Below are 18,991 nucleotides of genomic sequence, written 5' to 3'. Positions count from 1 at the left end.
GTGTACCTAAAATGAACATGTCTTCATTAAAAGACTAGAATTGTGCCTCTAAATCAAGGCAAAAACTCCTAAAACTATTGAATCAAACTATTTTCTAATAGTTATTGACATTTAATAGTTTGTCTATGTTTTTATGTTGATTTTATGGAATTTTATTTTTATAATGAAAGCAGGAAAGCGAAAGGAGAAAACTATGAAAGAATATAAAGTGTACATTGACTCATTATGGAATTCAAATTGTAAACATTCAGAAAAAACTGAAAAAAATCTGAATGAATTGGCCAAAGAGGGATACAGAATCGTTGGTGTTGCTCCTTATGACAGTTATGTGAATATCTATCTTGAACGTGACATTCCTGATGAAGAATAACCGACTTGTTCGGTTTTCTTTTTTGTTATTTTATCGTTTCACTAAATATTATTTAATATGTCCAATATCAGGTCAAATTACCTTATTCATACTCACAGATATTTTCTTTATACTCATATTTAATGTATCAAAGGAATCAATGAGCGATTCCATCTTATTAGTAATTTTTTCTATATCTGATTCTTTTGGTAATTCTGTTGTATAACTAGACATATTTTTCACCTCCTAGTTAGTTTTTTCTTGTAAACAAAATATCTCTATCTTATAATAAAATTAAAGAAAGAGAGGTATATTTTATGAAAGAATATAAAATCTATACAGCTTATGCTTCAGGTGGATTAGGAGAAAACACTAATATGGATATAGAACAAAAACTCAATGTTTTTGCGAAACAAGGCTATCATGTTATTTCAACTACCTGCATGTCTGAATATTGTTTGGTTTTTACACTTGAGCGTGACATTCCCAATAAAGAATAATCAGCCTGTCTAGTTTTCTTTTTTGTTATTTATCATTTCACTAAATATTGTTTAATATGTCCAATATCAAGTCAAATTACCTCATTCATACTCACATTTAATGTATCAAAGGAATCAATAAGCGATTCCATCTTATTGGTGATTTTTTCTATATCTGATTCTTTTGGTAATTCTGTTGTATAACTAGACATATTATCATCTCCAAGCTTATTTTTTCTTGTAAACCATATCTTCGTAACTTATAAAAAAAGTAAAGAAAGAGAGGTACTTTTATGAAAGAGTATAAAATTATAAAGTTACCATTTATGAGTAGCCCTATAAAGCCAAAAGATTTGGAACAAATGAATTACACATTTAACGAAAATGCAAAAGAAGGCTACAAAGTTATTAGTATTTTAAATCATGGTGCAGCACGACATAATGGCATAGATGAGGAAATCATAATAGTTTTTGAACGTGATATCCCTGATAAAGAATAACCAGCTTGTCTAATTATTTATATAATTACATTTATAATTTAGTAAAGAACATCAGGATAAGTTCCTGATGTTCTTTGTTTAGAAGATCATTGCATTCACCATTTTTCCTATAAGTGAAGCTTCTAACTGTTGGATACGTGCTAATGAATACTTCATCGTGTCAGCTGTCATTTGCTGGCTGTAATTTTTATGATAACGTAATTCAAGCACTTCTTTTTCCTGTTCATTAAAGAGCCGATAACCTTTTTCATAACTATATAATACTATCGTATCAGCAATTTGTTTTGCTAATGCTTTTTGTTTGGCATCTAGTATAACAGCGATGGAATGTTTTCACTGTTTCCACAATGTTTTAATTCACTGGCTGATTCTGTTTGATAGCATTGATCATTCTCATTTTTTTAATAACTTCTATATGAAGATTTAATATTAAATAATACATAGTTATTTTATCCTCTTGATCATTGTCATGGATCTTTATTCAAATACTTTTTCATAGTTGCTCCTTTCTGTAAACGTGATACAAAAAAAGCACCAGATAGTATGTATCTGATGCCTTATGTATGCTTTTTTACGATATTATTATAACATGATTTTTTAACTTTTTTTCTTGGAAAAGTACCAACTTTACCGGATGCTTCTTTTAAGAATTACGTATCAGATCATAAAAATACTGATAAGCATATTGATAATCTGCAGCCATTTTTTGAAATATAGCATCTACTTTTCTTCCTTTTTCTACTTTTTCTGTTTTATTAAAGCCCCATATATCTCTTGACTCTAATTCAACTTCTTCATATTGAAATTTTGTAGACGAAGGAAAATGCTTGGTTTCAATTTCTCCCCATCCCCTTGCTACATCTCCTTTTACAGTAATTCCATATCGATTATACATGTAAACCATCGCCAGGTCATGAGCAATCTGTTCTTTAGTCATCATTATTTTTCCTCCATTCATCTATCATTATTATACATGAAGAAAAAAAAGAGTTCCATCCTTTATGAATGAAACTCCTTTGCCTGATTATAACAATGATTTATAAAGCTCTTTGATTTCTTCTACGCTTGTTTCTCTCGGATTGCCCGGACGGCAAGCATCTGCATAAGCTGATTCGCTCAAGAAATCCAGATCTTCTTCTTTTACGATACCCTTTAAGTCAGCCGGAATACCTACATCAGCAGAAAGCTTTCTTACTGCATCCACAGCAGCCTTACGATATTCTTCCTGACTCATGCCAGTCGTATCAACACCCATTGCTTCTGCGATATCTTTATATTTAGTACCTGTTGCCGGAGCGTTGTATTCCATGACTGTTGGCAGAATGATCGCATTGGCAACACCATGAGGTGTATCATATAAAGCACCCAGTGGATGTGCCATCGAGTGAACGATACCCAAACCGACATTTGAGAAGCCCATACCGGCAATATACTGACCTAAGGCCATGCCTTCTCTTCCTTCCGGAGTATTTTCAACGGCACCCCGCAGGCTTCTTGAAATGATTTCAATAGCCTTTAAGTGGAACATATCGCTCAATTCCCATGCACCTGCCGTAATATAACCTTCAATGGCATGTGTCAGGGCATCCATACCTGTTGCAGCTGTCAAACCTTTTGGCATCGTGCTCATCATATCCGGATCAACAAATGCAACTACCGGGATATCATGAACATCCACACATACCATCTTACGATCTTTTTCAGTATCGGTAATGACATAGTTGATCGTTACTTCGGCAGCTGTTCCGGCTGTAGTCGGTACAGCGAAGATCGGTGTACATGGATGCTTCGTAGCGGCTGTTCCTTCCAGACTTCTCACATCCGCAAATTCCGGGTTACGGTCAATGATACCTACTGCCTTAGCTGTATCCATGGATGAACCGCCGCCAATAGCGATCATATAATCAGCATGTGCTTCATGCAATGCCTTTACACCATGTTGTACGTTTTCGATCGTTGGATTTGGTTTGATGTCAGAATAAACAACATAGTCCAATCCTGCTTCATCCAATAGATCTGTTACCTTCTTTGTAACACCAAATTTAATCAGATCAGGGTCTGAACAAACCATCGCTTTTTTGAATCCTCTTGCTTTTGCTTCTGTAGGAATTTCATTGATGGCTCCCTTACCATGATAGCTTGTTTCATTTAACACAAATCTGTTTGCCATAATAAATATACATCTCCTTTTCTATCCGTCATTATTCTAGCACTCTTGTGAAATTAAAAACAAGTGACAGATTTTAACGTCTGTCACTTTTTATTCAAAAGATGCTTCTGAAGCTGTTGAGGCATCGCTTCGATCAGCAGATGAGCAAATTCCTTTTCAGACAGCTTCATACCATTCTTGACCCATTCAAAGGTCATATCAATGCTTCCCTTGCAATACATCTTCAAAAGAAAATCAATTTCTTCATTTAATTTCCCAAGCCTTTGAAGAAGAATATGTGAATAAAATTCATAAATACAGTCATAGTCATACTGAAAAAGTGAATTCTGGTCATCTGCCATGAATGCTTCATAAAAAAACCGCTGATCTTTTTTCAAAAGCTCAAATTTCTTGACTAAGCCTTCTTCTAAATCAACACCATTGACCAGCTGTTTAAATGACATCTGGGCTACACGTTCAAAATACCAGTTCACGCAATCATATTTATCCCTAAAATAACGATAGAAGGTTTGACGTGTCAGATGACAATGTTCAACGATATCTTTGACGCTGATCTTGGAAAGAGGTGAATGTTCCATTAAAGCTTTCATGGAATTTGCGATTTTTAATTTTGTTTTTTCATTGATGTCCATAGTTTATTTATATCATATTTCATAGAAAAAAACCAGACTGCCATGGCCGGGCAGTCTGGTTTTCATGAGGATACAAATATGAAAAAGTTATTTGTCAAATTTCTTTGACACTTATAATATATTCTTTTATTGTGAAATCAATGTGAAGAATATCAAAACTTTTTATGAATTAAAATTGATATCATAAAAATGTTCATTCAATCTGATCCAGAAATTCTTTTTACCGCTGCGATAATACGAAAGGATACATCCGGTAATGATCAGTCCGCCAACAAAGGCAACCAGCATATCTGTCATCGTATCATGGACACCTGTCGTATAATGATTGATCGCATCATTGTTTAAAAAGATCAGACAGCCATATTCAAAAAATTCCCAGAATACCGCAATCATCATATTACAGGCATTTACAAAGATGATCGAAAGGATACGTTCATTTTTATCTTTGATCACCGTTGTCCTTTTCAGCCAGCAAAAGACCATATAGCTAAGCTCAGATAAGAATAATCCGCTGCAGAAATGTAAGACCTTATCAAAAAAAGGAACGGAATAAGCACCTAGCATGCTTCCGGCAATGCTGGCAATGGCCGCAAAAATGATATTGATCATATAGATTTCAAAGATAGGCTTTAAATGAAGGATTTTTAATACCAAAGGAACTAAAAAGCAGGTAAACAGTGCCACAGCTCCCATCGTAAGTCCTTTTTTCTGCGTCAAGTAGCAGTAGATTGCTGCTGCGAGCAGTAAAATATAATAAAGTATATAACTTACCTGTACGATTCGTTTCTGTTTTTGATTCATACAACATCACCCTTTTATTATTATACCTTTATTAGTAATTTTTACGCAATCATTTCTTGCCCATTTATCAAATTTTCATATATAATAAGGATAATGTCTAAATCGGGAGGTTGCTTATGCCATATTTGTTTTTATCTTTCGCAATCATATTAGAGCTTATGGGTACTGCTTTATTAAAATCAACCAAAGGCTTTAGTGTATTGATACCTACTATTATCTGTTTATTGTGCTATGGTTTCTGCTTCTTTTTCTTTTCTAAAGCATTGAATCATCTTCATCTTGGAGCTGCATATGCCACATGGTGCGGCATCGGCATCGTCGTTTCAACGCTATTGAGTGTTTTTCTTTTTAAAGAATCGATCACTCTGGCAGGTATCATCGGTATCGCATTCGTATTAGTGGGCGTTGTTATCTTAAATTTATATGGTGTCAAATAGCCATGATCCTAAATGAATTGAATACTATGAAAAAGCGGGAACGATATCCCGCTTTTTCATAGCCTTTATATAAGACTTATAAGGATCACCAGCCTAAAAGTCACATTTCCTCCCCGTCATGTATCTTTCAAGCAAATCAGATATCCTTAATTTACTTCTTTTTTTCTTCTCAGCAATACGGCTAACATCCATGCACTTGCTGCCAATAGACCCATATATACAGCCATCATTGATTGATCATGGGTTGATGGTGATTCCGGTGTATTGCTTGGCTTTTCTTCACCAGATTCATTTGGTTGATTTGGTGTTGAAGGATCCGTTGGATCTTGTGGATCTGATGGAACCGTATGATCAATAACAACAACTGTAATTGTCTTCACTGAGGTTCCACCTGTAGAATCACTTACCTGATAGGTAACATGATAGGTTCCTGCTTTGGTAGTATCAACATCATTTGCAATCACTTTTATACGATCACTCAGATCACCCTCTTCTTTATCAGTAGCACTAACATTTGCCAATGCATCAAATGGTTCATGGATATTTAATGTCTGATCATTTGCTGTGATTATTGGAACGGCATTGATTTCGGTCATCTTAGGATTAACTGTCAAGATAACCGTTTCTTTGGCAGTATTACCAGCAGCATCCTTTACCTCATAGGTAATGACATATGTTCCTTCCTTATTCGTATCGATTTTCGGTTCTTCGCTGATAACCAAGGATTCACTTAAATCAACTTCACCATCTTTGACACTTACTACAAGGTCCATTGGATCAAATGCATCACCGGTACTAATTACGACATTCTTCTCTGTTAATTCAATAACAGGTATTGTCTTATCAATATTATGAACAGAAATTTCAATTTCTGAAGTATTTCCCAATGTATCTGCGAAGGTAACTGTTTCATCCACATTCTCTTCATAAGTCTTAATAGCTGTCAAGCCATCTTCACTTAATGTCCAGCCTTCCGGCAATTGGGTCGAATCTAATGGCTCATCAGATTTTATCGTTACTATTACTGAACTGTTTGTCGGCTGATCTGTTGAGTATTCTACACCCAATTCAGGCCCAATAGTATCAATATTATCAACCTTCACTTCCACAGAAGCCTCATTATTCATATAATCATGGAATCTTACAGTTTCAGTTGCATTTGCACTGAATGCTTTCTGCCACTGATTGGTACCGGCAATATTGGTCCATCCCGGATTTTCTGTGCTGCTTGTCAGATATACAAATTTTTCTTCATTTGGGAATGTTACGGTTACAATTACCTCTTTATTTGTTGGATCTGTCGTTGAATAGCTGACAACTGGTTGCGGCTTCTCATGATCTACTGTAAATTCTACTGAATTACCTGCATAATCTTTTGCAGTCACAGTATAGAATTTATCCTCTGTCAGTGTTCCAACCCAGTACTGTCCGCCTTCTTCATACGGCTTTTCTGATACCGCCCATTCTTCATCCTCAATCGTTACCGGTTCACTAAACTTAACAGTCACTGTGCCATCCGAATTTGGAACGATCTTAACGACTTCCGGATCTGTAAGATCCATTTCAGCTATCCGATAATACCAAGGAGAATAAGTTTCATCATTCGATTTCGCAAATCGAACCGTGATATATTCATTAGATGGATCCACATCATAGGTTCCCTGGAAGCCTTTATAGTAATTGTTTTCACCTTCTAAAGGTGTTACATTCTGTAATCCTCCGCTCATCTTAAATATAAGATCATCATCATAAACCGATACTCTGGCAGCAGCTTCTTTTTGCGAGATGCTGATGAATTTTTTAAATACTGTACTTCCATTGGCATTTGGAAGTTCTGCGCCATAGATCGGATGCAAGCCATCATTCTTAAATTGAATCGTTAAACGAATCTTTTTCACACCATTGACTTCTACGACTTTTTGTCCGATAACCTCAAAATTTCCTTGATATATTCCAGTTTTAGTAGCAGAAACGCTCAGACCAATATATTGATCTTCTTCTGTTGCTTCCACTAATCCATCAATTGCCTTAAGATATTCTTCATACCAGCCTTTCATCTGACCAACATTACCGATACTGGCATTTTCTTCATAGTTATTGTTTGTTCGATTATGCGTAATACCCCACATATTGATGACAGGTTTCAATGAATCCGTTGTATATTTCATCAAATCTTCACTGCCATTTGTAGGACTATACATACTGTTCATCTCAGCAACAAGCAAAGCATAATATTTACCTGAAAGCTGATCCACTTTCATATCTACCTGATCCTGGGTAGCCTTTGGATCATCAAGAATCGTTTTCGCATTTTCTAATTCCTGTGCAAAATATTTATAATAAGCATTGGTGCTTTCATAATCTTTTACATCATCATAGAGTTCCTGCAGCTTCGATTTATCAGCTTCTAAAACAACGATTTCAACATCATAAGTATTAAAATACTGATTAAGTGTAAGATTCTGAGAAGTACTTGAAATAGTTTTATCTCTTTGAACTTCAAATGTATAGTAACCACCGGATAAATTGCCTGATTTATCAACTAAATCAAAACTTACTGATTGATGGTCACCACCAACCGTTGGATTTGGAGATACGTATCCGAAGCTCGGATCAGAATATCTAACAAGATCAATAGCAATGCCATTGATATTAACAGTGACATCTTCACCTTTTGAAACATTTATGACTGGTGTCTTTCCTGGTGTAGATGTTGGAATAATATGACTTTCATCTCCTACCTGAATCGTCACGTCTGGAGCTGTCAATTCATCATTGCTTGGAATTTTACCATACGTAAATCTGCCTTCTTCATCACGATACATCCAATAGTTAACATATAAATTTCCTTCTGCATCTTCCTGTAACAATTCAAAAGATAAGATATTATAAAATTCTCCTTCTTCTGGAATTGTGGTTGTCATTGGCACAGCATAAATTTTACCATCTTCTTCTACATATTTAAATGTATGATAACCTGCTCTAGGCTTCGTAAAACTTCCTTTAGGTTTTGAAGATAATTCAATTCTGATTGTTCCATCACTATCTGTTGTAATGTTTAAAATCTCTGGCTTTACAACTTCTGTTGATAATCCGTCGATTGCATTCTGTAAAGAACTTACTGCACTGTCAATTTCACTCTGTGTTGAAATATTACTGGTACTTACAGCGGATGCTTTTTCAATTTCTAACTGTAAAGCGGCATAGCTTTCTTCAGTATAACCCTTGCTTGAAAGAGTCTTTGCCTCGTCTATTTTTTCATTTAATGCAGTCCTATCTGCTGCTTTATAGGTTATTAGAAGCTGAGGCATGAAAATACTTGTAGTTACATTACTTTTAATTGTTAAACTATATCGACCACTTACTGTTTCTTTTCCATTTTTCAATAATTCAGCTTCTAGTTGAGTATGATTGCCCATTGGATCTGGTAAAAATTCAGAAGCATATCCGCCACCACCAGTATATTGGGTTTTTAGGTAGCTAAGATCGTAACCCTTAACTACAATTTTAGGGCTGGCTGTAAATGTTTCCTGGATTACATAAGGATTTCCAGTAATATAGTCTTTATAGTTTTCTATTTCAACTAAATCATTTCCAATCTGAATATATAATCTTGGATATAAATCTTCATCCGCATTTTTTATATATTCTACAACTACTGACCATTCTCCCTCTGCATTACGATATAAATTATGGTATGATACTTGTTCATCGACTTCAGTCAATATTACATTAACGAAAAACTCCCCTGTTGCAGGAACCTTGTTTGAGGTCAAAGATAAATTACCATCATACACCCATTGACCTCCCTCGCTAGAAGAAGCTGACATATTCGACTTTTTAATCTTCTTGTCTAATGTAATGGTAACGGTATTATCAGAATTTTGTGTAATACCTATTACCTTTGCATAGCTCGTTTCGTTTTGCGTCACAATATCCGTCGTTGGATTATCTGTTGCTGCTATCCTAAAACCACCATAGGAAACACAGGACATAGCCATCGCAGCAGCCAATACTGTATTTAAAACAGTATGTTTTATTTTACTTTTCATTTGTTTCCTCCCCGCATAGATAAAAAAATACATTTGTATCAAAGTATCATAAACTAAATCTATATTATCTTTATTACACCCCTTTCCTATTCATTTGTAAGAATATGAATACGGTTTATAATACTTTCTATGCATACCTATTATAGCACTAGTCATATATCTTTGAAAGCGCTTTCTTAAGATGGTTTTTTCGTTCACTTTTATTTGAAAATTTGTATGAAACATGTATAAAAAAGAGTAATTATAGATACTTCTACACCTAAAATTACTCAATCATTGATAATAATATTCTATTCAGCTTTATTGTTGGCCATATAAGCTTCGATATCTTCAACGCTTTTAATGATTTCTTCGGATAAGTTAATGCATCCGTCCTCGGTAACCAACACATTATCTTCGATACGAATACCGATTTCTTCCTCTTCCAGATACAAACCCGGTTCGATCGTAAAGACATTACCCGGACGTAAAACATAATCAGAAAGACTGACATCATGAGTTTCCAATCCCAGCATATGGCTCACACCATGCCAATAATAATCAGAAACACGCTTGCCATTGTCTAATAAACCGATGGCTGACAATTCTTTCTTATAGAATTCAATCAGCATATTGTTTAACTGACGAAGTGTCTTTCCCGGTCTTACTTCGCTCATGATATACTCATTTGCCCTTAAGACGATGTTGTAGATCTCTTTCTGGCGAGGTGTAAATTTACCATTTACCGGAAAGGTACGTGTGATATCCGCATTGTAATACTGATAGCTGGCTCCCAGATCACATAAGACAAGGGTATTGTCTTTGGCAATCTGATTGTTATCGCTGTAATGAAGCACGGTACCATTCTTGCCGCTGCCTACGATGCTTTGGAATGAATGGCCACAGTTATTTGTTTTCAACACGAAATCAAAGTAGGCTTCCAGTTCATTTTCACCCATATCTGCCTTGGCATGGGACATCATATTCAAGATTGCTTCATTTGTGACATGAATAGCCTTTTTCAATAAGGCAATCTCATCATCTTCCTTTATAAGGCGCAGTGAAGTCAGATATGCTGCCGCATCATTCACCCGGACATATGGATATTTCTCACAAAATTCTTTCATAAAGATCTGTGAAGGAATGATCTGACCGCTTTCCTGCTTCGTAAAATCGGCATAGACATCTAAATGTGGTGTCTGATCAAACTGATAAGACATAATACGATGGATAAATGACCATTTCTCATCATCCATGATGATCTGGTCGATACCGCTGATCGCTCTTGCTTCTTTAGGAAGGACCTTACCGCCGACCCATTTTGCCATCATCTCATCATAGCGTTCAATGATAAGCGCATCGTTGGCTTTGCCATCTTTTTTGATCAGCACATACATCATATTTTCTCTGTCAAGTCCTGTCAGATAATAAAAGCTTCGATTTACTGAAAATGGGTATTGCTCATCTCCTACACTGTAAACCGCATGTCCGCTCAATACAAAAAGGAGCGCATTTTCAGGCAGCATGGCTGCTAGTTTATCTCTTCTTTTCTGATACATATGATACCTCCATCTAACAGTGAAAGCTTTTTTCTAAAAAAAGCTTTTCACTTCCACAATTAGTTTACAACGTTTTCAATAAAACAGCAATATAAATACTTATCCTTCAATTAAATTTCATCAATCAAAAACGTATCAAATGTGTTTTATAAACCCTGATAAATAATGCAAGTGACGAGATAAAATATACAATCAAAAGCAGCATGTTCACGCTTTGAAATGATGCCGGCTCCAACGAAGCGATCATCTCACTGATCTGCTGGGTATAAAAGAAGAAGCCGATATGTCTTATTGTTTCATTGAAGCTTGCAATCATGGGAATGAAAGAAAAAATGATCATGACAGGAATACTCCATGAAGCTGCCTTCATTTGTGAAGATGCACAGATACCGATGATGCTGCCGATCATGACCGATATCAGCATACCGATCAGTGAAACACCAAGAAAGACGATCATCTGTGTCATTGAATAAGAAGCCATCACTGCCATGCAGACACATCCTAAAAAACAGCCGCCAACGATATAAAGGGCTATTCCGGCAATATATTCTTTGGCCTTTACATTGGAATACATCAGCATCCGCAAAGCTCCGCTTTCTTTTTCTTCAGAAATGATGCCGGAGGCAATGACAATAGGGGCCATGCCAATATACATGCAGGCAAACATCTTGATGAAATAATCATACGGCATCCCTTCGGTTTGTATTGAGAAGGTCATGATCGCACTCATGATGGGAAATAATAAAAACTGGATCAATATTGCTTTATTATTGATCGTATCCTTTATTTGTTTTTTTAGGATGATTGTCGTATTTTTCATAGATTCAGCCTCTTTCCTGTCAGTTTTTTAAAGATATCTTCTAATGTAGGTTCATTGGAATGTATCTTTAGGATCTTTCCTTCTTTGAGATAATGACAGATATCATCAGCATCCTTTTGAGCGTCAAGATTGAGATGCCGGTGGTCTGTCAGTTCAATATGCAATGCAAGATGGTTGTGATACTTTTCAATGATATCGTCAATACGTCCCTCTTCGATCATCGATCCCTCATGAAGAAGACCGATGCGATCACAAAGAAGAGCAGCCTCCTGCATATTATGGGTCGTAAGGAAGATGCTGACCTGCTGCTGCTTCAGCGTAAGCAATAAGTGATGGATCAGATGCCGGCTGACAGGATCCAAGGCACTTGTCGGTTCATCCAGAAAAAGCAAGCGGGGACGATGTAAAAGTGCCCGTGCCAGCACCAATCTTTGACGCATTCCCTTTGACAGACGACAAGCCTTCTTATCTGCCTCATCAAGCAGATCAACCTTTTTTAAGACTTCCGTGATTCTTTCATCTTCAATGCGATGGATATCTGCAAAGATCTTGAGATTATCATAGACGGACATACGCTCATATAAGCCCTGTTCATCTAAAACAAGACCTGTTTTCTCATAAACCCGGGCACTGAGATGACGTGAATCCTCACCAAAGACCAGGCATCTTCCCTGATCAATATCCAGCTGGCCGATCATGATCCTTACAAGTGTCGTCTTACCGGCTCCTGATGGCCCCAGACATCCGAAGCATTCACCTTCTTCAAGGCTTAGACGAAGATCTTTTAAGATGATATTATTCTGAAATGCTTTTTGAAGATGTTCAATCTGAATCACTTTCATAACGGCTCCTTTCCTTGAATCGTTCAAATAAACGCTGGTATTCTTCATTTTCTTTCTTTGTCTTATATATCACAAAAAAGCAGGCAATCGTAAAGCATATCATAAAAGAGATACCAAAACCGATCCACGCCGGCATAAGATCACTTGGAAACCAGTGAAAATAAAGAATAAATGAAACAGCTGTCAATGTGATCAGCAGCACTCTGAGAATCGTTTTCCATAACAGAAGCATCGAATGGAAAAGATCAAGGATCTCATTGATACATGAAATCATAAATGAAAGCAGCAATCCCTGAAAAATCGTTTCGATCGCAATACCCTGATTTCCTAATTGATAAAGTGACATCTCACTTACTTCCAGATCATTGCCTATGAAAACTGTGCAGACAGCCAGTACAACTATAAAAACAGAAAAAGCAATCAATGCCCTTGAAATAATATGAATCCCTCTTTCAAACATTTTCTTCACCTCTCAATATGGCCTTAAACCTCTGGGCATACTGTCTTGAAATACTGATGTGCTCCTGATTATCAAGGGTACACATGATCCTGCCTCCCAGATCCGCATGCAAAGAATGAATCTTATCTATATTTAAAATCGCCGATTTGCTGATGCGAAGAAAAGGCAGATGCAATTCATTTTCAAGCTCATACAGACGTTTCCCTGTTTCAAAGACTTCCTTTTCCGTATAAATAAATGTCTTTTTATCAACACTTTCAATATAAAAGATATCTGAAAGATCAATCCGGTAAGTCTTTTTATCTCTGATTCCAAGAAGCTTGCCATCCATACCTCTTATGAATGCTTCCAGCTTATCTTCTTCCATCTCATTTTCACAGATCAGGGCATACTCCCATTTTTTTAAACGTTCCACCTTCATAGCATCACCTCTTGCATTATAGTGTTATTTTCAAGGATAAACAACAGATTTATCCCAAGTGGTCAAAAACAGCTGCCAAGTGGAAAAAAAGTAAGCTTATAAAAAAAACTCGCCAGTTGCGAGCTTATTTAAGTTTGTCGTATTCTTCATCACTGACCGCTTCACACCACTCATTGGAAGCACCTTCTGCCGGAACCTCAATGGCAACATGTGCAAACCAACTGTCTTTTGCGGCACCATGCCAATGCTTGACCTCACTTGGAATGCTGATGACATCACCCGGATGCAGTTCAACAGCTTCCTTGCCCCATTCCTGATAATAGCCTCTGCCATCTGTCACAAGCAGGATCTGGGCACCTTTGTGATGGATGTGCCAGTTGTTGCGGCATCCCGGTTCAAAGGTAACATTGGCAACTCCGACTCCCTGATTGTTGGCACGCGGATTGAGATAACTCTGTCCGACAAAATACTGTGCATACGCATCATTAGGTTTTCCTAATCCAAATAAACTTTCTTTTTCTTTCATGTGTGTTCCTCCTTTATTTATTTGCGGCATTATTGATACATGTCAATGCATTCAGGCTTCTTGGATAGCCGATATACGGCAGACATACCGAAACGATCTTAATCAAGAAATCCTTATCATTCCCGATCCTCATATTGGCTGCGGAATGACTGGTCAGCTGTGGCTCACAACCGCCCTGTGCAGCCAGAAAACAGAAGGTGATCATCTCTCTTTGCCTGTAATCCAAGCCTTTGCGGGTATAGTAATCACCGAAGCAATTCGCAGCCAGCCAATAATTGATATGTTTGCTTTCTTCAGGTCCGCTTTTCCAGAAATCACGCATCTGATCACCAAAGATATCAACCTGAGCCTGTGTTCCTTTTTCACGACGATTTTTCAAATCTGTCGTTCCTTGTTTTTCTAAAGGCAATGCAATACCATTCTTTTCAAAAATGTCATTGACGATTTCTAAGAATGGATATACACGGCCAATGCCCAGATAGGCTGTTGCCTGATAAACGATTTCCTTGATCTCAACAGGTGTTACACCTACTTTAAGCGAACATTCCACGATTCCTTTAAAGGCTTCTTTTCCCTGACATCCTAAAAGCGTTGCCAGGATGGCCATATATCTGGTTTTCTCATCCAGATCATTCTGACAGGCTTCATCAAACGCAAAATTCGTTAACAGCTCTGTAAATTCCGGATCATTCTTGATCATACCTTCATCAAAAAACATTTTCGCAACTTCTTCCTTTGAAAATTCACTCATGACGTTTTACCTCCTTTACCTTATAACGTAACCAAAGTGCAGCTTCATCCATGATCGTCGCTTCCTGCAATGCAAACTCAATGGGTCTGTCATTTGAAAAGTTTTCTCTCATTTCAAATAATGTCGGTGTCTGATTGGAACCATCTGCGGCAGATGCGATAACAAGACTTACCTCATCACATAACCCCTGTTGGATCAAAGACCAATTTAAGACACCGCCGCCGCCAAGCATCAGCGTTTCGATATGAAAACTTTCTTTCAGCTTTTCAAGCATTACTTCAAAATCAATCTGATCTTCTCCAACGATCAAATAAGAAATATGCAGCTTTCTTAATAACGCCTTATAAGCATTGCCTGCCTTGGCAGTCAAAATCTCGATCACATGGGCCCGGGTATCCTCATACACCAATGTATCTTTCTCCCATCCAAGCCGGCCGTTAGGATCGATCGAAACATAATACATGCCTGCCTGGGCATTTGCGATATAATCACCCTCAGCAACTTTTTCAGCGTTCTCATCGATCCGCGGCTTTTTATAAAAGGTGAAGTTATCATCTGTCGTCACTCTTCCGGATAACCATCCCTGATGGTGATAATAAGGCTTTTTCCCAAAGGCAATGTCATAAAATACCTCTTGAGCTTTGATTCCCTGCGGTGTATCCATATAGTTTCCCATGATCTTGCCATCCATTGAAACCAGCATATGACAAAATATATACGGACGTTTCATTTTACCATGTTCCTTCCTTTTAAATCATGAATCAGATAATCAATTTCATCCAATAGCTTTTGCTGGTCGTGAAGCTTATCTAAAAGCAGGATACGCTGCTGATTCAATAAGGTCATCCGTGCACACGGACACTCCATAAAACAGCTTATCTTATCGTAATCAAGCCCTAATCTTTTCAGCGTCATCACCATGGCAACCTTTCCCATATCCTCATCATCATAGACTTCCTTATCTGATGGAAAAGCCATTTTTAAATAGAGTAAAGCTTCATTTTGACTTATATTCAGTTTTTTCAAAAACTCTGTTTTATTCATAAAAAAATGCAGATCCCTTTCGACATCTACATTTTAAACCGCGTTTTTTATTATGTCTAATGCTTATATTTTATAATTTATCATTCATTCAGAGTATGATAAACATGTTGGATGAATTCCTTTACCAGCGATGACTGCATCCGGTTCTTACGCCATACCAAAACCGTTCCATTTGATAATACAGGCTCAAAAGGAATAAAGACAACCTTTTCATCACTATGTCCATAAAAAGCCCCTTCGATCGAAATCGCCGCACAGATGCCCTGGGCACACAATGGAATCGTATTGGAGATCATATCATGCGTTTCTATGATATGAAGCTTTTCATAATCATCCTTAAACCAGCTTGCCAATTCATTTTTTAAAAGATTTCTTCTAACGCTTCCTAACGGTATCTCCAGCAGATCCTTGGCTGTAATACTGTTTTTTTGTGAAAGCGGATGGGCTTTGCTGATGATGATGCCCATCCTTTCATGATAAGGCAAACGGACATAGTCATACTTTTCCAGATCCACAGGTTCCAATACGATACCGATATCGATCAGTCCTGCTTCAATTCTTTCTTTGATCAGATCAGCATTACCGGTATGCAGATCATAGGTAACCCTGGTATGAATACGTGAAAAGGTTTCGATGACCCGCGGTAAAAAAAGATGGGAAGCCTGACATTCCGCACAACCGATCGTAAGTTCACCGACAAGCTCATGTTCATCCTTTCTAAGCTCACTTTCTGTTTTGCTGACAAGGCTCAGTATATCTTCAGCACGTCTTCTTAACAGCATGCCTTCATCTGTCAATGTGATCTTTCGCTTGCCTCTAAGAAATAAAGGCTTGCCGATTTCTGTTTCCAGCTGCATCATCGCCCTGGAAAGGGTGGGCTGGGTCATATGCAGCATTTCCGCCGCATGGGTAATATTTTCTTCACGGGCGACCATGAGAAAATATTCCAGCGTCCTCAGTTCCATGATCCGCTCCGAAATGCTGTCAAAAGCTTTTGCTTCTCTTCTTCACTTGCAAATGAAGATTCAAGGGCTCTCTGGTTGCAAGCAATCAGATCTTCCATCGTAAAGCCGAGCTTTTGAAGAAGAATGTCATATTCCTTGTCGAGATTTGTATCAGAAATGGTCATATTATCCGTACAGACACAGATTAAAATACCCTGATCCAGATAAGATTTGATAGGATGTGCTTCATAATCATTGACCGCTTCACTGTGGACATTACTGGTTATGCAAACCTCCAGCGGAACCTTTTTTTCCTTTAAAAGCTCCATGACCTTCTCATCCTGAATGGCACTTGTACCATGACCGATACGTAAGGCACCAAATGAGAGGGCCTTTTCTATATTCATCGGTCCATAACTTTCTCCTGCATGGATCGTATAGACCAGGCCAAGCTCTTTGGCTTTCATAAACAGCTCCCTGAAATCTTCCATCGGTGCCATACCTTCTGCACCTGCAAGATCAACCGCAACAACGCCCCTGTTTTGATATTCTTTCGCAAGATACAGCGTTTCTTCATTCAGCTCATGCGTCAGCTTTTCTTCCCCCAGGATCATCATGCATAAGATAAAATTCACATGAAGCTGTGTACATTCCCTCAAGGCATCCTCTTTTGCCTGACATAAAATATCCACTACCTGCTTCTGACTTAATCCTTGTTTGATATGCTGCTGCGGTGCAAAGCGTATTTCCGCATATAAAAGCCCCTGCTGATCCAGTTCAAGTATCAAGGCCTTCATTGCTTCATAAAGATTATCTTCACTTTGAAGCAGCTTCAAAGGCATATCAAAACGCGCCAAATAATCATAAAGCGAATGCGTATCTTCATCTACCTGCATGCTTTTGATAAAAGCTTCCTTATCCGTCAGCCCAAGCTCTTTTTGAGCGGTTTCCCATGCCCATTCAATAGGAAGAGAACCATCAAAATGAAGATGCAGATCAACTTTCTTGTAGTCTAACATATCATTACCTCTCTTAATATTTTTTCCATTATATCATATTTTTGATGACACTAACTAAAAAAGACTTATATAAAGCCTTTATTTCCAAATAAAATTCTCTTGATGCGCAATTGTTTCAAAATGATATTTCACGATCCCTAAATCAATTTTTGAATAAAAACCCAGACCTGCCTTTACATGAACTTCATTGCCATCTAAATAGAAAGTAAATTTCTGCTGATTCATCGCCGTAGGCGCCAAAAGAGCCGCTTCCACACCCTTTTTAAACCAATCCGGCATGACCCCCTTCACTTGCACGACATCATTGATGGATTTACTTTTGTGTGGTTTTCCAGAAGCAGTGCCATAACCGATCGCAATCACCAGACATAGCTTTTCACCTTCATTTACTTGAAAAACAGCCTTTGATTTACTGTAAGTAAGAGCCACCCAGCATGTATTCAGCCCTAAGCTTTGAGCATAAAGTACGATCTTTTCACCATAATAACCACATTTTTCTTCAAGATCAGCCCCCTTCTTACCAACAAGTGCAATATAGTTATTGACATTGTTGAGTTTTCCATAATGAGCCAACATCGTATCAAAACACTCAGGTTCATCAAGAATGAGCTGCATATGCAAGCCGCTTTCATGATTGCACTGTTGGATAAAAGGCTCTAAATCTTCTTTTATCTTCCCTTCGATTTTTTTATCCGTATAAGAACGAACAGAATGTCTTTCTTTCATCAATTCTAAAAGTTCCATATTTTCTCCTATCATCAAACAGCTAGATTGTACCACAAAATGCTTTTTATTGTTTATCCACATTTATTTTAAATAAAATATTTCAAGATATTTATTTTTTTTCATGAATTTTTGGGAATTTTGACGATTTGATGGATATATAAGAGTAGGAGGAATTTATGAACAATATCAATTATCAGTATGATACGTTTTGTAAACAGGTCCTTGCACGTCCTATCTTCCTCGCACATATCCTCAAACAATGTGTCAGCGAGTTTAAACAATTCGATATTTCTGTCATTGCTAAGGACTGTATCCGTGATATCTATGTCAATCAGAAAAACATCCATCGCTTTTCCCCTTTTCTTTCCCAGTTTGAAGATGATTCCCTAAAAGAAGGTAAAGCTGTCTTCGACATCTTCTTTGTCGCACGTCTTCCGGACAGCGACCATGATATCGATTTCTATATCAATATCGAAATTC

General features: G+C 37.3%; 23 protein-coding genes and 1 pseudogene. 5 read left to right on the top strand and 19 right to left on the bottom strand.

Going from position 1 to position 18,991, the window contains the following annotated elements; translation table 11 throughout:
- The first annotated feature begins 193 nt into the window (after window positions 1–193).
- Window positions 194–370: a hypothetical protein gene (locus tag Q0K35_RS00825; protein WP_294560714.1), complete on the top strand. Its 177-nt coding sequence runs from the start codon at window positions 194–196 to the stop codon at window positions 368–370.
- A gap of 72 nt (window positions 371–442) precedes the next feature.
- Here the strand turns inward: Q0K35_RS00825 and Q0K35_RS00820 are convergent, their stop codons facing one another.
- Window positions 443–583, bottom strand: coding sequence for a hypothetical protein (locus tag Q0K35_RS00820; protein ID WP_294560712.1), 141 nt, complete (start codon window positions 581–583; stop codon window positions 443–445).
- An 83-nt stretch (window positions 584–666) separates the two neighbouring features.
- On the opposite strand from Q0K35_RS00820, the gene Q0K35_RS00815 reads away from it, so the two are divergent.
- Window positions 667–849: a hypothetical protein gene (locus tag Q0K35_RS00815; protein ID WP_294560710.1), complete on the top strand. Its 183-nt coding sequence runs from the start codon at window positions 667–669 to the stop codon at window positions 847–849.
- Between the two features lie 272 nt (window positions 850–1,121).
- On the top strand, window positions 1,122–1,328 hold the full coding sequence (locus Q0K35_RS00810) for a DUF4177 domain-containing protein (protein WP_294560708.1): 207 nt from the start codon (window positions 1,122–1,124) through the stop codon (window positions 1,326–1,328).
- A 78-nt stretch (window positions 1,329–1,406) separates the two neighbouring features.
- Here the strand turns inward: Q0K35_RS00810 and Q0K35_RS00805 are convergent, their stop codons facing one another.
- From Q0K35_RS00805 to Q0K35_RS00785, 5 genes are all read right to left on the bottom strand, one after another.
- Window positions 1,407–1,595, bottom strand: coding sequence for a sigma factor-like helix-turn-helix DNA-binding protein (locus Q0K35_RS00805; protein WP_294560716.1), 189 nt, complete (start codon window positions 1,593–1,595; stop codon window positions 1,407–1,409).
- A gap of 376 nt (window positions 1,596–1,971) precedes the next feature.
- Window positions 1,972–2,268 (bottom strand): hypothetical protein, encoded by a 297-nt coding sequence (locus Q0K35_RS00800; protein WP_294560706.1) that lies wholly within the window; start codon window positions 2,266–2,268, stop codon window positions 1,972–1,974.
- 84 nt (window positions 2,269–2,352) lie between these two features.
- Window positions 2,353–3,498: a lactaldehyde reductase gene (gene fucO, locus Q0K35_RS00795; protein ID WP_294560705.1), complete on the bottom strand. Its 1,146-nt coding sequence runs from the start codon at window positions 3,496–3,498 to the stop codon at window positions 2,353–2,355.
- A gap of 83 nt (window positions 3,499–3,581) precedes the next feature.
- Complete coding sequence (locus tag Q0K35_RS00790; protein WP_294560703.1) at window positions 3,582–4,130, bottom strand: TetR/AcrR family transcriptional regulator C-terminal domain-containing protein; 549 nt, start codon at window positions 4,128–4,130, stop codon at window positions 3,582–3,584.
- Window positions 4,131–4,292: 162 nt separating this feature from the next.
- Complete coding sequence (locus tag Q0K35_RS00785; protein WP_294560701.1) at window positions 4,293–4,931, bottom strand: hypothetical protein; 639 nt, start codon at window positions 4,929–4,931, stop codon at window positions 4,293–4,295.
- 116 nt (window positions 4,932–5,047) lie between these two features.
- Between Q0K35_RS00785 and Q0K35_RS00780 the strand changes: the two genes are divergently transcribed.
- The gene (locus tag Q0K35_RS00780; RefSeq protein ID WP_294560700.1) at window positions 5,048–5,368 is read left to right on the top strand and encodes a multidrug efflux SMR transporter; all 321 of its coding nucleotides are present in this window, start codon (window positions 5,048–5,050) and stop codon (window positions 5,366–5,368) included.
- Window positions 5,369–5,514: 146 nt separating this feature from the next.
- Here the strand turns inward: Q0K35_RS00780 and Q0K35_RS00775 are convergent, their stop codons facing one another.
- The 13 genes from Q0K35_RS00775 to Q0K35_RS00715 form a co-directional block, all read right to left on the bottom strand.
- A complete protein-coding gene (locus Q0K35_RS00775) occupies window positions 5,515–9,420 on the bottom strand; it encodes an immunoglobulin-like domain-containing protein (RefSeq protein ID WP_294560699.1) in 3,906 nt (1,301 codons plus the stop codon).
- Between the two features lie 290 nt (window positions 9,421–9,710).
- Window positions 9,711–10,958 (bottom strand): aminopeptidase P family protein, encoded by a 1,248-nt coding sequence (locus tag Q0K35_RS00770; RefSeq protein ID WP_294560697.1) that lies wholly within the window; start codon window positions 10,956–10,958, stop codon window positions 9,711–9,713.
- Between the two features lie 124 nt (window positions 10,959–11,082).
- Window positions 11,083–11,778, bottom strand: coding sequence for an ABC transporter permease (locus Q0K35_RS00765; protein WP_294560695.1), 696 nt, complete (start codon window positions 11,776–11,778; stop codon window positions 11,083–11,085).
- On the bottom strand, window positions 11,775–12,620 hold the full coding sequence (locus Q0K35_RS00760; RefSeq protein ID WP_294560693.1) for an ABC transporter ATP-binding protein: 846 nt from the start codon (window positions 12,618–12,620) through the stop codon (window positions 11,775–11,777). Before Q0K35_RS00760 ends, Q0K35_RS00765 begins: the two co-directional genes overlap by 4 nt.
- The gene (locus Q0K35_RS00755) at window positions 12,601–13,080 is read right to left on the bottom strand and encodes a hypothetical protein (RefSeq protein ID WP_294560691.1); all 480 of its coding nucleotides are present in this window, start codon (window positions 13,078–13,080) and stop codon (window positions 12,601–12,603) included. Before Q0K35_RS00755 ends, Q0K35_RS00760 begins: the two co-directional genes overlap by 20 nt.
- Window positions 13,073–13,501: a LytTR family DNA-binding domain-containing protein gene (locus Q0K35_RS00750; RefSeq protein WP_294560690.1), complete on the bottom strand. Its 429-nt coding sequence runs from the start codon at window positions 13,499–13,501 to the stop codon at window positions 13,073–13,075. The genes Q0K35_RS00755 and Q0K35_RS00750 overlap by 8 nt, the downstream gene beginning before the upstream one ends.
- 124 nt (window positions 13,502–13,625) lie before the next feature.
- Window positions 13,626–14,027, bottom strand: coding sequence for a cupin domain-containing protein (locus Q0K35_RS00745; RefSeq protein WP_294560688.1), 402 nt, complete (start codon window positions 14,025–14,027; stop codon window positions 13,626–13,628).
- A gap of 13 nt (window positions 14,028–14,040) precedes the next feature.
- Complete coding sequence (locus Q0K35_RS00740; protein WP_294560686.1) at window positions 14,041–14,778, bottom strand: carboxymuconolactone decarboxylase family protein; 738 nt, start codon at window positions 14,776–14,778, stop codon at window positions 14,041–14,043.
- Window positions 14,771–15,508, bottom strand: a complete 738-nt coding sequence (locus Q0K35_RS00735; RefSeq protein ID WP_294560684.1) for a RibD family protein — start codon at window positions 15,506–15,508, stop codon at window positions 14,771–14,773. The genes Q0K35_RS00740 and Q0K35_RS00735 overlap by 8 nt, the downstream gene beginning before the upstream one ends.
- Window positions 15,505–15,804: a hypothetical protein gene (locus Q0K35_RS00730; protein ID WP_294560683.1), complete on the bottom strand. Its 300-nt coding sequence runs from the start codon at window positions 15,802–15,804 to the stop codon at window positions 15,505–15,507. The genes Q0K35_RS00735 and Q0K35_RS00730 overlap by 4 nt, the downstream gene beginning before the upstream one ends.
- Before the next feature lie 98 nt (window positions 15,805–15,902).
- Window positions 15,903–16,787: a LysR family transcriptional regulator gene (locus tag Q0K35_RS00725; RefSeq protein WP_294560682.1), complete on the bottom strand. Its 885-nt coding sequence runs from the start codon at window positions 16,785–16,787 to the stop codon at window positions 15,903–15,905.
- On the bottom strand, window positions 16,778–17,785 hold the full coding sequence (add, locus tag Q0K35_RS00720) for an adenosine deaminase (protein WP_294560680.1): 1,008 nt from the start codon (window positions 17,783–17,785) through the stop codon (window positions 16,778–16,780). Before add ends, Q0K35_RS00725 begins: the two co-directional genes overlap by 10 nt.
- A gap of 78 nt (window positions 17,786–17,863) precedes the next feature.
- Window positions 17,864–18,529 (bottom strand): nitroreductase family protein, encoded by a 666-nt coding sequence (locus Q0K35_RS00715; protein ID WP_294560678.1) that lies wholly within the window; start codon window positions 18,527–18,529, stop codon window positions 17,864–17,866.
- Window positions 18,530–18,687: 158 nt separating this feature from the next.
- On the opposite strand from Q0K35_RS00715, the pseudogene Q0K35_RS00710 reads away from it, so the two are divergent.
- Window positions 18,688–18,991 (top strand): annotated as a pseudogene (locus Q0K35_RS00710) (hypothetical protein); the annotation flags it as partial.

This window comes from uncultured Traorella sp., from assembly GCF_944327115.1.
Taxonomy (GTDB): domain Bacteria; phylum Bacillota_I; class Bacilli_A; order Erysipelotrichales; family Erysipelotrichaceae; genus Traorella.
The sequence above is the reverse complement of the archived record's forward strand: the minus strand, read 5'-3'. Positions and strand labels throughout refer to the sequence as shown.